Here is a 15,642-nt window from a genome sequence, read left to right as displayed (position 1 = left end):
AGTTCTCCTTCGATCAATCTGCGAAAATTCTGACGTCGGCGGCATCCCAGCCGAGTTCGACCGCATCGCCTGACGAGACCGGGCGCCGGTCGGCGGCGTCGGCGGTGACGCGCACCAGGAATAGCTTTGGCGACAGAGCGGTGCGGACATGCAGCTGCAGGTCGAGCCCGTGATAGGCGAGCGCCTCGACGGTGCCGGCGATCCGGTTGGCTGTCTCTGGCGACGGGAAAAGCCGGATGCGTTCGGGCCGCACCGAAGCGACCGCCGCAGCGCCGGGTGAAAGTATTGCGGGAACCGTGCCGGCGATCCGTGTGCCGTCCGCTGCCATCACCCCGTCGGCGGTGGCCTTGCCCGGCACGAAATTCATGACGCCGATGAAGTCGGCGACGAAACGGTCGGCCGGATGCTCGTAGACCGCATGCGGCGTGTCGCATTGCAGCAGCTTGCCGTCCCTGAGCACCGCCATGCGGTCGGCCATGACAAGTGATTCCTCCTGATCATGGGTGACGATGACGAAGGTGATGCCGACCTCGTGCTGCAGGCGCTTCAGCTCCAGCTGCATGGCGCCGCGCAACTTCTTGTCGAGCGCGCCGAGCGGCTCGTCGAGCAGCAGCAGCCGCGGCCGCTTGACCAACGCCCGGGCAAGCGCGACGCGCTGTTTCTGGCCGCCCGACAATTGCTCCGGCTTGCGGTCGGCGAAAGGAATGAGCTCGGTCGTCGCCAGGATGGCGTCGACGCGGGAGCGAATTTCATTTGCCGGCAAACGTTCCATTTCGAGGCCGTAGGAGACATTGGCCCTGACGCTCATATGCGGAAACAGCGCATAGGACTGGAACATCAGATTGACCGGCCGCTTGTTGGGCGGGGTTTTGGCGATGTCGCGGCCGTCGAGCAGGATGCGCCCGTGATTGGGCGTCTCGAAGCCGGCCAGCATGCGCAGCAGCGTGGTCTTGCCGCAGCCCGAAGGTCCAAGCAAGGCGAAGAACTCGTTCTCGCGGATATCGAGCGAGATGCCGTCCGCGGCCGTGACCCGGCCGAAATTCTTCGACACCTTGTCGATTGCCAGCAGCGTGCGGGGTGCGCTCATTGGCCGATCACCCCGCGGTTGAGCCGCTGCGACAGGGTCAGCGCGGTGATTGAGACCGCCATGACGATGGTCGCCAATGCGTTTATCTCCGGGGTGATGCCGAAGCGGATCATCGAATAGATCTGCATCGGCAGCGTGGTCGAGGCACGGCCGGCGCCTGATGTGAAGAAGGCGATGATGAACTCGTCGACCGAAAGCGTGAAGGCGAGCAGCGCACCGGCGACGACCGCCGGCAGGATGACCGGCAATGTCACCCGCCTGAAGGTGGTGATTGCGGAAGCGCCGAGATCGGCGGAGGCCTCGACGATCGACCAGTCGAAGCTCTTCAGCCGCGCACGCACCACCGAACAGACGAAGGCGAGGTTGAAGACGACATGGGCAAGGATGATGGTGTGCAGGCCCAGGGTGAAATCGAGCAACGAGAAGAAGCTGAGCAGCGCGATCGCCAGCACGATGTCGGGAATGATCATCGGCGCAAAGATCAGCGCCTCGAGGCCTCTCCCATACTGCCGGCGCATTTCGACGCCGATCGCCAGCAGCGTGCCGAGCAGCGTGGCGATGGCGGTCGAGACCAGTGCCACGATCAGCGTGTTGAGGGCGGCGGAAAGGATCGCGGCGTTTCCGGCGAGCGAGGCATACCATTTCAGCGAAAAGCCCGACCAGACGGTCGGCAGCCCGCCTTGATTGAAAGACAGCGCCACCAGCACGGCGATCGGAATGTAGAGGAAGGCGAAGACCAGCGAAAGCATGAGCCAGAGCGTGCGCCGTGTGGCGGGGGAGCGCTCAGCCATCGGCGCCTCCTTTCGCTTCGGCGATACGGCCGGCGGCGTGATCGGCTGCCACGGCCTGCGCCGTCAGCACCAGCAGCATGATGGCGATCAGCGCCATCGCCAGTGCTGCGCCGAACGGCCAGTCATTGGCGGTTAGGAACTGCTCGTAGACGAGATTGCCGATCATCTGGAAACGGCCGCCGCCGAGCAGTGCGGGCGTTACGAAATTGCCGATCGACAGCACGAAGACGAAGACCGCCCCGGCGGCGATACCCGGCACTGTCAGCGGCAGGATGACCCGGCGAAATGTGGTCATGGCCGAAGCGCCAAGATCGCGCGATGCCTCGGCGAGCTCCGGGTTGAGCCGCGACAGCGGCGCGTAGCAGGCCAGGATGACGAAGGGCAGATAATTGTAGACCAGCCCGGCGATGACGGCGCCTTCGGTGTAAAGCATCGACGGCGGCTCGCCGGTGTAGCCGAACCAGCGCAAGAGTTGGGTGATCAGGCCTTCACGGTTGAGCAGCACGATCCAGGCATAGGTGCGGATCAGGTAGTTGGACCAGAACGGCAATACGGCGAAGAACAGGAATACCGGCTGCAGCCGGCGCGGTGCCGCAGCGATCGCATAGGCGGCGGCATAGCCGATCACCACGGCGATCAGGGTTGCCGTGCCGGCGATGCGCGCCGAATTGAAGAAGATGCCGGCATAGAGCGGGTCGAAGACCAGCCCGAAATTCTCCAGCGTGAAGGTGTATTCGATGCCACCATAGATGCCGCGCCGGAAGAAGGCGAGCGCCAGCACCAACGCGCATGGCACCACCATCAAGGCGGTGAGCCAGGCCAGCGCCGGCGCCATCAGCAAAGAGGAGCGAGAGGGGACGAAAGATCTCATTGAGGAGTACCCCCTCTGGCCTGCCGGCCATCTCAAAGGCATCGAATTTGTGTTTGGACAGGCGCCCCCTCACCCGGATTGCGAAGGGCAATTCGGGGCAATCCGACCTCTCCCCGAGGGGAGAGGAGATCGTCGGCGCTGGCGCCTGCCTCTTCTCCCCAGCGGAGAGAAAGTGGCCGCCCACGGGTCTTGCCTCCGGCAAGCCCGAGGACAGGCTCCGCGGCCGGATGAGGGGGTGCTGCGCCGGAGATTGGCGACAGGCCGCAATCCAGCCGATCTCCCCCCTTGAGGGGGAGATGGCCGGCAGGCCAGAGGGGGGCGTGAAGGAACGCAAGCCTGATTCCAGATGCCGAAACTATTGCGCGGCCTTGATCTCGCTGACGATCTTCGAATAGTCGCGCTGGGCATCGCCGACGTCGCGCAACTGCTCGAACTTGACCAGCTCGGCCACCGGCATGGCCATATTGGGGAATTTGGCGAGGAAATCGGCCGGCAGGCTTTCCATAGCCGGCTTGTTCGGCACCTTGTAGTCGATGTTCTGGGCCGCCCAGGCGTGGTTCTTGGCGTCCAGCATGAAGTTGATGAACTGGAAGGCGGCGTCCTTGTTGGCCGATGCCTTCATCACCACCATCGTGTCGACCCACAGGTCCGAGCCTTCCTTGGGTATGGTGTATTTAATCTCAGGATTTTCGGCGATGCCGTAATTGCACCAGCCATCCCATGCCTGCACCATTAGCGCCTCGCCCGAGACCAGCTTCGAATAGAAGGTGGTGTCGTCATAGGCGAGCAAGGTCTTCTTGGCCGAGATCAGCAGGTCCTTGACCTCGGCGAGCTTGGCCGGATCGGTCTCGTTGACCGAATAGCCTTTGGCGAGCTGGCCGGCGGCAAGTAGCCAGCGGTCGGTTGCCAGCATGGTGGTCTTGCCCTTGAGCGCATCGGACGGGGCGAGAAGATCATTCCAGCTGGCCGGCTCAGTCTTGACCAGATCCGAGCGGTAGCAGAGGCCGGTGGTGCCCCAGGTGTAAGGCACGGAAAAATTGTTGCCGTCGTCGTGCGGCAGCTTCGCCGCCTCGGGATAGAGATTGGCGAGGTTGGGGACCTTGGCGTGGTCGATCGTCTCGATCAGGCCGAGCTTGTTCAGGACTTCGGCGAAGGGCGAGGAGACGAAAACCACGTCATAGCCCTTGCCGCCCGACGCGACGAGCTTGCCCATGATCTCCTCATTGGTGGCGTGAACGACGACCTCGCCGGAAACGCCGGTCGCCGCCTTGAAGGCGGCCATGGCATCCGGCGCCATGTAGCCGTCCCAGTTGGAAATGACGAGGTCGGCGGCGGCCGCCGGCGCCGACAGCGCCATGGCGAGGCCAAGCGCGATCGAGGATGTTTTTAACGAACGGTGCCGCAGGGTGGTGGCGGTCATGACAGACTCCCATTCTGGTTGATCGTCGAATTCAATCAATCGTCGGACCAGCGCTTGCGATCATGCCGCCGCTTCGATCCTGTTCCCCGGTCTTTTTTTGTTGCCGATTGATGTTACAGTACTATTGCAGAAAAAAGTACGTCAATCCATAATTTGCCAGATCGCTGCGAAATCGCCGATTGTGTCTACAAGGGCGATCGGTCAAACCGCAGCGGTCAAGCCCGCTCACGAGAATCACCATGCAAGCCGTTGCCAGACGACCACGTACCAACCATCTCGATCTCGCTCACCGCATTCTCGATGTGGCCCGGCAACGCGGCTTCGAGGCCGGCGCTCATCTCCCGGAACAGCAGATCGCTTCTCTCTGCAACGTCTCGCGGACCCCGGTGCGGGCCGCGTTGCGCCTGCTCACCGAAAAAGGCGTGGTGCGCTGGCAAGCTGAATCCGGCTATCGGCTGGCCGTCGACCTCACCAACCAGGCGACCGTTGCCGCCGACCTGCCGAGCGCCGAAGAAGACGAACTCGCGGAAATGATCCTGCGCGACCGGTCGGCGCGCCGACTGGATCAGACGGTGACCATCGGCGCGCTGATGCGGCGGTATGATGCCGAGCGAAAGACGGTACTAAAAGCGCTAAAGAAACTGACAGATGAAAATCTTCTGGACCGGGCACCGGGCCAGGCCTGGCTGTTCAGGCGGGCGCCTGACGATCCAGAGGCACAAGGGGAAAGCTACGAGTTCCGCCTGCTGCTCGAACCCGCCGCCATTCTGGCGTCTGGCTTTCGGCTGGACGGGACCCGCGCGGCAGCCTTGCGCCAGGGTATGGAAACGCTGCTGGCGCTGCCCGACGCCGCGTTCGATATCAGAGAGTTCCAGCGGCTGGACATCGATTTTCACGGCATGATCGCCGACGGCGCCGCCAATCGGTTCGTCACCGACGCGCTGTCCGATCACCTCAGGCTGCGCCGGCTGCCGGGGACTTATGCCGGCGTCAACGTCTTCCGGCTGAAACAATCGCTGCGCGAGCACCTGACCATACTCGACCAATTGGAAAGCCGGCAGTATGAGGTTGCAGCCGATCTGCTTCGCGTCCACCTGCGGTTGTCCCGCAGTCAGCGGCCGCAGGCGGCCAGTCGCGGGGCCCCCGCATTGTTCGGCATGATCAGCCGGCCGGAATAACGAGGAACATGCGCAAAGCCAGCCCGACCATCGCGCTGTTTCCCGAAGCGAGCTTCGGCGCCGCGCTCAATTGCGTCGGCATCGCACAGGCCTTGCGCGCAAGGGGCGCCCGGCCGGTGTTCATCTGTCACGCCGGCTTTTCCGGCGTGTTTGCCGACTACGGGTTTCAGGAATACCAGTTGCCGACCGACGATCCGCTGACCGACAGCGAGCGCCAGAGCTACTGGCAGGCGTTCGTGCGCCGCCATCTGCCGCATTTCAGGCTGAGCCCGATCGACCAGCTCGAAACCTACGTCGCCCCGACCTGGGAAGCGATCGTCGATACCGCGGTCAATGCCGAGGCGCCGCTGCGCCAATTGCTGGCCAGGCTGAAGCCGGATGCCGTGGTGCTCGACAACGTCATCATGTTTCCGGCGCTGGCTGCCGCCGGCTGCCCCTGGGTGCGCGTCGTCTCCTGCGCCGAGACCGAGCTACCCGACGCCGATGTACCCCCCTATCTGTCCGGGCTCGCCGCCGACGACCCGAGCCGTGCGGCCTTCGAGGTCCGTTATCTGGCAGCGGTCGCTCCGGCGCATGATCGGTTTAACCGGCTTCGGACCGACGCTGGACTTGCGCCCTTGCCGAAGGGTCTTTTTCTGGAAGCTTCGCCTGACCTCAATTTGCTGCTGACTCCGACGATCGTGCGCAGGGAGCGGGCAGAGCCGCTCGACCCGGCCCGCTTCGTCTATCTTGAAGGCTGCGTCCGCTCGGAAGGGCCGTTCGACGTGCCGGTCTTTCCGCGCAATGACGGGCCGCTGGTCTATCTCAGCTTCGGCAGCCTGGGCGCCATGGATGTCGGCCTGATTGAGCGCATGCTCACCTTGTTCGACCGGCTTCCGGCCCGCTTCATCGTCAATGTCGGTGGCCTGCGTGACACCTATCGCGCGGTTCCGGACAATGTCTATCTCGACGCCTGGTTTCCGCAGCCGTCGGTCGTTGCGAAATCCGACCTCTTCATCCATCACGGCGGCAACAACAGCTTTTGCGAAGCGCTGCGTTTCGGCGTGCCGTCGCTGATCATGCCCTATTGCTGGGACGGGCATGACAATGCGCGACGCGCCGAGGAAACCGGAGTCGGCCGCCACATCAGCCGCGATGGCTGGAGCGACGACGAACTGGAAAACGCCATCCTTGGCCTAATGGCCGATCGCGAGATGCGCTTTCGTCTCAAGGAGAATGCAGCCACCATGGCACGGGCGCCGGGAACCGACGCCACCGCCGAAGCCATTCTCGCCCTCGTAAGGACGTGACCTGATGCTCAACACCACGACAACGGATGCACCGCAAATGACCCCAACGGAGGATCCGAAGGGATGGCTGGAGCAGCAGGGGATCAGGGAAGTCGAGTGCCTGGTGCCGGATGTGAATGGCGTGTTGCGTGGCAAGGCCCTGCCGAAGGCCAGGTTCCTGAAGTCGCTCGAGGACCGTGCGCTCTACCTGCCGAGCAGCGCCTTCCTGGTCTGCATAGACGGCCGCTATTCCGGTTCCAACGACGAGGGCTTCGGCTATCAGGACCCCGACATGCGGATGGTGCCGGATGTCGCGACGCTCTGCCTTGCACCCGGTGCCGGAGCAGGGAAAGCCTATGTCTTCGCCGATGCGTTTCACATGGACGACCGGCCGTGGATGGCCTCGCCACGTCATGTCTTGAGGGCCGTGCTTGATCTCTATCGCCAGCGCGGCTGGCGGGCAGTAGTCGCGCCGGAGCTCGAATTCTACCTGACCGCGCCCAATCCAGATCCCGATCGGCCGCTGACCGCACCGGTCGGGCGCAATGGCCGCCCCGAAACCGTACAGCACCCCTACGACATGGCGGCGCTGGAGGAGTTCGAGCCGGTGATCCGGCGCCTCTACGACTATGCCGCGGCGGCCGGGCTGCCGCTCGACACGCTGATCCACGAATCGGGCACGGCGCAGCTCGAGATCAATTTCCTGCATGGCGACGCGCTGCCGCTGGCCGACAAGGTGCTGCTGTTCAAGCGGTTGACGCGCCAGGCCGCGCAGGAAGGTGGCATGCATGCGACCTTCATGGCCAAGCCGATCGCCGCGCAAGCCGGCAGCTCCATGCATCTCCACATGTCGGTCATCGACGAGGCCGGGAATACGCTGTTTGCCGGGCGTGATGATGCCGACACCGAGATGTTCGGGCATTTCATTGGCGGCCTGCAGAAATACATTCCCGAGGTGATGCCGCTGTTTGCGCCGAACGTGAATTCGTTCCGCCGCATCCGGCCGAACCACAGCGCCCCCGCCAACATCGAGTGGTCGCATGACAACCGCTCCTGCGGCCTGCGCGTGCCGGCCGGCGGGCGGGCCGCGCGGCGGGTGGAAAACCGGCTGCCCGGCGCCGATGCCAACCCCTATCTGGCGATGGCCGGCTCGCTGCTCTGTGGCTATCTCGGCGTCGAGGAAAAGCTCTCGCGTTCGCCCGAGGCATCGGGCAATGCCTATCGCAGCAAGAGCACGCTGCCGAAAACCATGGAGGAGGCGCTCGACCGTTTCGCTGCGTGCAGTCCGGTTCGGGACTTGCTCGGCGAGGATTTCTTCCAGACCTATCTGCGCGTCAAGAGCGTCGAGCTCGACCTGTTCCAGAGCGTCGTCACCAGCTGGGAACGCGATCATCTGCTGCTCAAGGTATGATGATGGGCTTTAATTCTGGGGGCTTCAACTCCGGCCTGGATATCGGCAAATCCTATTATGTCGCGACGGCCAGTCCGGCTCCGGATCATCCGGCGTTGCAAGGCGACGTCGACGCCGATCTGGTGGTGGTCGGCGGCGGCTGTACCGGCCTGTCCGCAGCCCTTCATGCCGCCGAGCGCGGGCTGAAGGTGGTGCTCCTCGAAGGCGGCAAGATCGGCTGGGGGGCGTCGGGGCGCAATGGCGGCCAGATCATTCCCGGCCTGCGCAAGGGCGCCAAGGGCCTGGTCAAGCTCTATGGGCCCGAACGGGCGCGGGCGCTGTTCGATCTCGCCTTCGAGGCGCGCGGACTGGTGCTCGACCTGATCGAGCGCCACGCCATCGATTGCGACCTCCGGCTGACTGGCCATCTGGCCGGTGCGGTCAATGGCTCCGACCTGCGCGACCTCGAAGAAGAGGCCGATTGCCTTGCCACCGTGATGAATTTTCATGATGTAGAGATGCTGTCGTCAGCACAGGCGCGCGGAATGGTGAACACGCCCTATCACGGCGCGATGTACGAAAAGCTCGGCGGCGACATGCATCCGCTGAACTACACGCTGGGTCTTGCCCGCGCCGCGGCAGCGGCGGGCGTCAGTATCCATGAGAATTCGGTGGCGCTGCGGCTGGAGCGGGAACCTGCCATCAGGGTTGCGACGGCCAAGGGTTCGGTCCGGGCCAAGCATGTCGTGCTGGCGGGCGATGCGCTGCTCCAGGGGCTCGAGCCGCGCGTCAACAGCCGCATCATGCCGGTCGGCAACTACATCGTCGCGACCGAGCCGCTGGATGACACGAGCGACGTCATTCCAAGCAATGTGGCCGTCTCCGACACACGCTTCGTGGTCAACTACTACCGGCTGTCGGCGGATGGCTGCCTGCTGTTCGGCGGCGGCGAGCGCTACACGCCGTCGCCGCCCGCAGACATTGCCGGCTTCGTGCGGCCGCATATGGAGAAAACTTTCCCGCAATTGCGCGGCCGCCGCATCGATCATGCCTGGGGCGGGCTGGTCTCGGTGACAACATCGCGCCTGCCGGATGTCGGCCACTATGGCGAGGTCTATTTTGCGCATGGCTATTCCGGCAAGGGCGTGATCCTGTCGACGCTGTCGGGAAAGCTGCTTGCCGAGGCGATCACCGGCGATGCTTCGCGGCTCGATCTGTTTTCGACGCTGAGGCCAATGCCGTTTCCCGGCGGCACCGCGCTGCGCGGCCCGCTCTATGTGCTCGGCATGCTCTGGTACGCCATGCGCGACCGCATCAAGCATTGAGCGCAAGCGATCCACTGCCGCCGTGGTTTTGCGACGGAGGGCGGCCAGCTGCAGCTTCCCGCCGACAAATTTGACCATGTGGACAAAGGTGGGGCTCCGTTCCATAGTTCCCTCGCTGATAGTTCAAAGAAACAGCCGGCTCGACACGGCGCCAATCAGAGGGGCATGCAATGGAAAATGGGAAGAGCAGAATCCAATCGAAACGCGAAGGACTTTCGCGACGCAACGTGCTGGAACTCGGCGCGCTTGGCCTGGCGGCAGCCATGCTGCCGGGCAGTGCCTTGGCGCAGGACAAGAAGCTGAAGGTGGCGGCGATCTTCGCCACGCCGACCGAGGAGCCATGGGTCCACCAGATCCATGTCGCCCTGCAGAGGGCCGAGAAGGAACTCGGCATCGAATACAAATGGTCGGAGAAGGTGCAGACGGCCGATTTCAGCCGTGTCATGCGCGAATATGCGCAAGGCGGCTATGAGCTGGTGTTGGGCGATGCTTTCGCGGCCGAGCGCGAATCCCGCCGCACGGCCAAGCAGTTTCCGAAGGTCGCCTTCCTGTTCGGCTCCGGCGCCGGGCCGGCCGAGCCGAATTTCGCAGTCTTCGACAATTGGATCCACGAGCCGGCCTATCTCTCCGGCCTGATCGCCGGAAAGATGTCGAAATCAGGCACGATCGGCGCCGTTGCGGCGATGGGCATTCCGGAAGTGAACCGGCTGGTCAATGCCTTCTTTGCCGGCGCCCGGGAGGTCAATCCTGATATCAAGAGGAAGGTCGCTTTCATCGGCTCCTTCTTCGACCCGCCAAAGGCGAAGGAAGCGGCGATCGCCCAGATCGACGCCGGTGTCGACGTGATCTATGCCGAACGTTTCGGCGTCATCGAAGCGGCGGTCGAGAGAAAGATCCTCGCCATCTCCAACATGTCCGACCAGTCGAGCCTCGGCCCCGACACGGTGATTACCGGCCCGGTCTGGGACATGTATCCGACGGTCGAGCACGCGATCAAGCTGGTCAAGGCCGGCGTCTTCACCGCGCAGGACTACGGCGATTTCTCGCGCATGGCCAAGGGCGGCTCCTTTCTGGCGCCGTATCACAAATTCGAGAAGACGCTGCCCGCCGACGTCAAGGAGCTGGTCGAAACGAAAAAGGCAGAAATCCTCGACGGCAATTTCCGCGTCAACGTCGACGAGGAAACGCCGGTTTCGGATTGAGCGGCGCAGCCCTCCCCTTTGAGGGGAGGGTGGCCCGAAGGGCCGGGTGGGGTCCGCTGTGACGCGCTCCATCTTTATCGGTCTAAAGGTCGAGGCAGCTGAGGTGACCCCTCCCGCCTCGCTTCGCTCGGCACCTCCCCTCAAGGGGGAGGGGTGTCAGCGCCATCTCTCACCAGGAGCACCCTTGTCAACGCCCGCCCCTCTCATCGAAATGCGCGGCATCTCCAAGAGCTTCGGCGCCGTCAAGGCGAACGAAGCCGTCGATCTGAGCGTCGCGCCGGGCGAAATTCTCGGGCTGCTGGGTGAAAACGGCGCCGGCAAGACGACGCTGATGAACGTGCTGTTCGGCGCCTATGCGCCGGACGCCGGTGAGATCCTGGTTCAGGGCCGGCCGGTGACGATCAACAGCTCGGCCGATGCGCTCGTCGCCGGCATCGGCATGGTGCACCAGCATTTTCATCTGGCGCCGCGGCTTTCGGTGCTGGAAAACCTGCTGATCGGCATTCCCGGCAAATCGGGCCGGATCGATCGCGCCGGTGGGCGGGCGCGGCTCAACGAGATCGGCCGGCAGCATGGGCTTACGCTCGATCCGGACCTTCCCGTCTCGGCGCTGTCGATCGGCGAGCAGCAGCGGCTCGAAATCGTCAAGGCGCTGTTTCGCGGTGCAAGGCTGCTGATCCTCGACGAGCCGACGGCGGTGCTGGCGCCGACAGAGGTCGACGGGCTGTTTTCGGCGTTGCGGTCGATGGCGGCCCAGGGTCTCGGCATCATCTTCATCTCGCATAAGCTCAACGAGGTGCGCGCGCTGACCCATCGCTGCGTGGTGCTGCGGCATGGCCGCGTGACTGGGCGCGTCGATGCCCCTGCCAGCACGACGTCGTCGGAAATGGCGCGGCTGATGTGCGGCCACGAGATCGTTCCGCCGGCCAGGGGACCGTCCACGCCGGGTGAGGCTGTGCTGACCCTTGACGGCATCTCGACCTCGCGCCATTCCGGCATGGCGCTCGCCGATGTCTCGCTCTTTGTCCGCGCGGGCGAGATCCTCGGCATTGCCGGCGTTTCCGGCAATGGCCAGCGGGCGCTGGCGGAGGTGGTCTCCGGCATTCGTGCGCCCGATGCCGGCCGGATGACGATAGCCGGCAAAATGGTCTCGCGATTCTCGCCGCGCGAGGTGCAGGCGCTCGGTCTCGGGCGTATACCGGAAGACCGCATGACGACCGGGCTGGTCACCAATCTGCCGCTGGCGGATTCGATGGTGCTGCCGCGCATCGGCACGGGGGCGTTCAGCCACAACGGCCTGCTCAGGTCCGACGCGATCCGCGCCTTCGCCGAAGCACAGATCAAGGCCTATGACATACGCTGCCCGGGACCGATGACGCGGGCCGGGGCGCTTTCCGGCGGCAATCTGCAGAAGGCGCTGCTGGCGCGCGAGCTCGCCTTCGACCCAAAGGTGCTGGTCGTGTCGCAGCCGACGCGCGGTCTCGACATTGGTGCGGCGCGCTTCATCCACGAGAAGTTCCTCGACATGCGTGCCAAGGGCTGCGGCATCATCGTCATCGGCGAGGATCTCGAAGAGCTGCTCATGCTCTGCGACCGCATTGCGGTGATGTATGAGGGACGTATCGTCGGCACGCTCGACAGCGCCGATGCCACCATCGCGCGGCTCGGCCTGATGATGACCGGGGCGGAGGGCCATAGTTGATGTTCCGTCTCGAAGCCCGCACCAGCACGCCCGGCTGGTTCAATCTCGCCCTGCCGCTGCTGGCGATCGGCGCGACATTGGTGCTGTGCAGCGGCCTCATCGCGCTGGCCGGCGCCGGGGTGATCGAGGCCTATGGCGTGATGTTCTCGGCGTCGCTGGGCGACAGCTACGCCATCACCGAAACGCTGGTGCGCGCGACCCCGATGATCTTTACCGGGCTTGCCGTCGCCGTCGCCTTCCGCGCCAAATTCTGGAACATCGGCGCCGAGGGGCAGTTGCTTGCCGGTGCGGTGGCGAGCTGCGCCGTCGGCGCCATCCCGATGCCGGGGCCGCTCGCCATGCTTCTGATGGCGGTGGCGGGCGCTGCCGCCGGTGCGGCAGTCGCTTTGGTGCCGGCGACGCTGCGCGTAAACTTCAGGGTTGATGACGTGGTCAGCTCGCTGCTGCTCAACTCGGTCATCTTCTATGCCCTGATGGCGCTGATCGAAGGCCCGTGGAAAGACAGTTTCAGCGGCTACCCGATCTCGCCGCCGATCGAGGATTCCGCGAATTTCCCGGTGCTGCTTGAAGGCACGCGGCTGCATCTCGGCGTCGTGGCGGCTTTCCTTGCTGCGCCGGTGATCTGGTTCCTGATTGCGCGCACGACGCTCGGCTTCAGGATCAGGGTCATCGGCGAGAATCCCGAGGCCGCGCGCTATGGCGGTATCCATGTCGAGCGGGTGCTGATCTCGACGGCGCTGCTGTCCGGCGCGCTGGCTGGCCTTGCCGGGGTCGGCGAGGTCGGCGGCGTGCATTTCCAGGTGATGAGCGACATCTCGCCGGGCTATGGCTATTCCGGCATCGTCGTCGCCATGCTGGCGAGGCTCAATCCGCTCGGCGTGGTGCCGGCGGCGCTCTTCCTCGCCGCCGTCATGACCGGCGCCGAGGCGATGTCGCGGGCGACCGGCGTTCCCGCCTTCCTCAGTGATGTCATCCAGGGAACCGCGCTGCTCGCCATGCTGGTGGCGCTGCTGTTCACCGTCTACCGCGTCCGCCGCGTGGGGACAGCCAGATGAGCGTGGTGCTCGAACAGATTTTTCAGGTCGGCTTCCTCGCCGCGATCATCCGCATTGCCACGCCTTTGGCTTTCGCAACGCTGGGCGAGATGTTCTCCGAGCGGGCCGGCGTGCTCAATCTCGGCATCGAAGGCATCATGCTGTTGTCGGCGATGACCGGCTTTACCGCGACCAGCCTCAGCGGCAGCCTGTGTCTCGGCGTGCTTGCGGCAGTGCTGACCGGTGCGCTGATGGGTGCCGTGCATGCGCTGTTTACGGTGGCGCTCGGCCTCAGTCAGCATGTCTGCGGCATCGGCGTCACGCTGTTCTCGTCGGGCCTGGCCTATTTCCTCTACCGGCTGATCTTCGGCCAGCAATCGGTGCCGCCCAGCATCAAGAGTTTCGAAACGCTGCCGATCCCTGTTCTCTCCGACATCCCGGTGCTCGGACCGGCGGTATTCAACCAGTTTTCGCTGGTCTACATGGCGATGGCAGCCGTTCCCCTGGCCGCCTTCTTGCTCTATCGGACGCCGTGGGGCCTGTCGGTGCGCATGGTCGGCGAAAATCCACGCGCCGCCGACTCGGCCGGCGTCAGCGTCATCGCCACGCGCTTCCAAGCGGTGATCCTCGGCGGTGCCTTGATGGGGCTGGCCGGGGCTTTCCTGTCGATGGTGCAGTTCAACGCATTCACCTTCGGCCTCGTTTCAGGGCGTGGCTGGGTGGCGATCGCGCTGGTTGTCTTCGGCCGCTGGGATCCCTGGCGTTCGGCAGGGGCCGCCCTGCTGTTCGCCTTCGTCGATGCCTTGCAACTGCGCATGCAGGCGAGCGGGCTCGGCCACATTCCCTATGAGGCGTTCCTTATGCTGCCCTTCATCTTCACCATCGTTGCGATGGCTATCATGTCGCGCAATGCGGTGGCGCCATCAGCCTTGCTCAAGCCGTTTCGCAGGGAAGAGCGGTAACCACTGGCTAGGCGCAAGGCAAGCTACCCTGCGGCTGCGGCGATCGCGAAATCATGCTCGACGCCCCAGAGCGGGCCACTGAATGGAGTCCTTTGGCGCGTACCCGGGTCGTCGATGCGCTTGAACTTGGGGAGCAGGCTCTCTAGGAGCGTAAGCGCGGATGGCTCTCATGCCAATTTCAGCCGAATTTCAGCCTTCGGTCAGGACGGTTGGCCGGGGGCGAGGCACCATGGGTGCATTCCGGGCGTCTAAAGGATTACGCCATGACATCCGCCGAGATTGTCCTTGCTGCTTTCACGGTTTTCAACGCACTGCAGATTGTATCTTACATCCCGCAGATCGTCTGCGTCGTACGCGATCGCCACGGTGCCTCGGCCATCGCCTACTCGACCTGGATCATCTGGCTCGCCGGCAATGCTGCGACCACGGCATATGCGCTCGTCAACATATGGGACATTTGGCTTGCCGCCGTGAACGCCGTGCACACGCTTTGCTGTCTCGCCATCCTCCTCCTCACCGCGTGGAAACGGGCGCGTCATCGGGATCGCGAATGGACATCGTCGGCGCCCGGCCCCTCTTTGGCACCGCTGTAGGAAGCAAGACGCAGAACCACAGACCGACTTGAAATGGGAAGAAAACCATCATGGCAGACGCGCACATCAATCACTGGGATGAAAATCATTCCCGCAGTTTCCTGAATTACGGCCGCTATTTCGTTCCCGAGCGCGAACGCCAGATCGAGATCGTCGCCGACCTGATCCCGCTGTCGCGCAGCGGCGACCTGCTGGTCGAGCTGTGCTCGGGTGAGGGCTTGCTCAGTCGCGCGCTGCTCACCCGGTTTCCGGCGTGCCGCGTGCTGGCGCTCGACGGCTCGGCGGACATGCGCGTGCAAACGCTGGAAACCTGCCGCGACTACGCCGATCGTCTGACCACGGCAACGTTCGAGCTGGAGCATTGCGACTGGCGCGATTTTTCCGAACCGCCGCATGCCATCGTCTCCTCACTCGCCATCCATCATCTCGACGGCGGCCAGAAGCGAACGCTGTTCGCCGACCTGGCGTCGGCGCTGCGCCCCGGCGGTGTTCTCGTCGTGGCCGACATCGTGCGCCCGCCAAGCGAAAGCGGTCTCGGGATCGCGGCGCGGCAGTGGGACGAGGCTGTGCGTTCGCGAGCCTTGGCGATCGACGGCGACTTGGCGGCCTTCGCCGAGTTCAACCGTCTCGGCTGGAACTATTTCCGCAATCCCGACGGCGAGCCGATCGACAAGCCGTCTTCGCTGGCCGAACAGCTGGCGTGGTTCTCCGAGGTCGGCCTCGTCGGCGTTGATTGCGCCTGGCTGTTCGCGGGCCATGCCATCTTCAGTGGGCGCAAGCCTTGATGTCCTGGCGCAGGCATGGTGTTTTCGAATGTGC

General features: G+C 64.3%; 14 protein-coding genes. 10 read left to right on the top strand and 4 right to left on the bottom strand.

From position 1 onward, the window contains the following. Positions 1-13 precede the first annotated feature (13 nt). From AC0L3L_RS17555 to AC0L3L_RS17540, 4 genes are all read right to left on the bottom strand, one after another. Complete coding sequence (locus AC0L3L_RS17555) at positions 14-1,087, bottom strand: ABC transporter ATP-binding protein (protein WP_473638527.1); 1,074 nt, start codon at positions 1,085-1,087, stop codon at positions 14-16. Beyond that, a complete protein-coding gene (locus AC0L3L_RS17550; protein WP_473638526.1) occupies positions 1,084-1,878 on the bottom strand; it encodes an ABC transporter permease in 795 nt (264 codons plus the stop codon). Before AC0L3L_RS17550 ends, AC0L3L_RS17555 begins: the two co-directional genes overlap by 4 nt. Next, the gene (locus AC0L3L_RS17545; RefSeq protein WP_473486006.1) at positions 1,871-2,713 is read right to left on the bottom strand and encodes an ABC transporter permease; all 843 of its coding nucleotides are present in this window, start codon (positions 2,711-2,713) and stop codon (positions 1,871-1,873) included. The genes AC0L3L_RS17550 and AC0L3L_RS17545 overlap by 8 nt, the downstream gene beginning before the upstream one ends. Before the next feature lie 391 nt (positions 2,714-3,104). Further along, on the bottom strand, positions 3,105-4,169 hold the full coding sequence (locus AC0L3L_RS17540; protein WP_473525816.1) for a polyamine ABC transporter substrate-binding protein: 1,065 nt from the start codon (positions 4,167-4,169) through the stop codon (positions 3,105-3,107). Positions 4,170-4,408: 239 nt separating this feature from the next. Between AC0L3L_RS17540 and AC0L3L_RS17535 the strand changes: the two genes are divergently transcribed. The 10 genes from AC0L3L_RS17535 to AC0L3L_RS17490 all read left to right on the top strand — a co-directional run bounded on the left by AC0L3L_RS17535 (position 4,409) and on the right by AC0L3L_RS17490 (position 15,608). After that, positions 4,409-5,347: a GntR family transcriptional regulator gene (locus tag AC0L3L_RS17535; protein ID WP_473638525.1), complete on the top strand. Its 939-nt coding sequence runs from the start codon at positions 4,409-4,411 to the stop codon at positions 5,345-5,347. Between the two features lie 8 nt (positions 5,348-5,355). After that, positions 5,356-6,636, top strand: coding sequence for a glycosyltransferase (locus tag AC0L3L_RS17530; RefSeq protein WP_473638524.1), 1,281 nt, complete (start codon positions 5,356-5,358; stop codon positions 6,634-6,636). Between the two features lie 37 nt (positions 6,637-6,673). Then, the gene (locus AC0L3L_RS17525; RefSeq protein WP_473638523.1) at positions 6,674-8,026 is read left to right on the top strand and encodes a glutamine synthetase family protein; all 1,353 of its coding nucleotides are present in this window, start codon (positions 6,674-6,676) and stop codon (positions 8,024-8,026) included. After that, positions 8,026-9,330: an NAD(P)/FAD-dependent oxidoreductase gene (locus tag AC0L3L_RS17520; RefSeq protein ID WP_473638522.1), complete on the top strand. Its 1,305-nt coding sequence runs from the start codon at positions 8,026-8,028 to the stop codon at positions 9,328-9,330. Before AC0L3L_RS17525 ends, AC0L3L_RS17520 begins: the two co-directional genes overlap by 1 nt. A 170-nt stretch (positions 9,331-9,500) precedes the next feature. Then, entirely contained in the window at positions 9,501-10,532 is a 1,032-nt protein-coding gene (locus tag AC0L3L_RS17515) for a BMP family protein (protein WP_473638521.1), read from the top strand. Positions 10,533-10,743: 211 nt separating this feature from the next. After that, the gene (locus AC0L3L_RS17510; protein WP_473525987.1) at positions 10,744-12,234 is read left to right on the top strand and encodes an ABC transporter ATP-binding protein; all 1,491 of its coding nucleotides are present in this window, start codon (positions 10,744-10,746) and stop codon (positions 12,232-12,234) included. Beyond that, positions 12,234-13,289 carry an ABC transporter permease gene (locus tag AC0L3L_RS17505; RefSeq protein ID WP_473485872.1) on the top strand — a complete coding sequence of 352 codons (1,056 nt, stop codon included), beginning with the start codon at positions 12,234-12,236 and terminating at the stop codon, positions 13,287-13,289. Before AC0L3L_RS17510 ends, AC0L3L_RS17505 begins: the two co-directional genes overlap by 1 nt. Then, positions 13,286-14,230 (top strand): ABC transporter permease, encoded by a 945-nt coding sequence (locus tag AC0L3L_RS17500; RefSeq protein ID WP_473638520.1) that lies wholly within the window; start codon positions 13,286-13,288, stop codon positions 14,228-14,230. The genes AC0L3L_RS17505 and AC0L3L_RS17500 overlap by 4 nt, the downstream gene beginning before the upstream one ends. A 263-nt stretch (positions 14,231-14,493) precedes the next feature. Next, on the top strand, positions 14,494-14,823 hold the full coding sequence (locus tag AC0L3L_RS17495; protein WP_473638519.1) for a PQ-loop domain-containing transporter: 330 nt from the start codon (positions 14,494-14,496) through the stop codon (positions 14,821-14,823). A gap of 50 nt (positions 14,824-14,873) precedes the next feature. Continuing rightward, entirely contained in the window at positions 14,874-15,608 is a 735-nt protein-coding gene (locus AC0L3L_RS17490; protein WP_473638518.1) for a class I SAM-dependent methyltransferase, read from the top strand. The last annotated feature ends 34 nt before the right edge of the window (positions 15,609-15,642 follow it).

Source organism: Mesorhizobium sp. WSM4849 (assembly GCF_055811385.1).
Note: the sequence above shows the minus strand (reverse complement) of the source record. Positions and strands in the feature narration are given on the sequence as shown.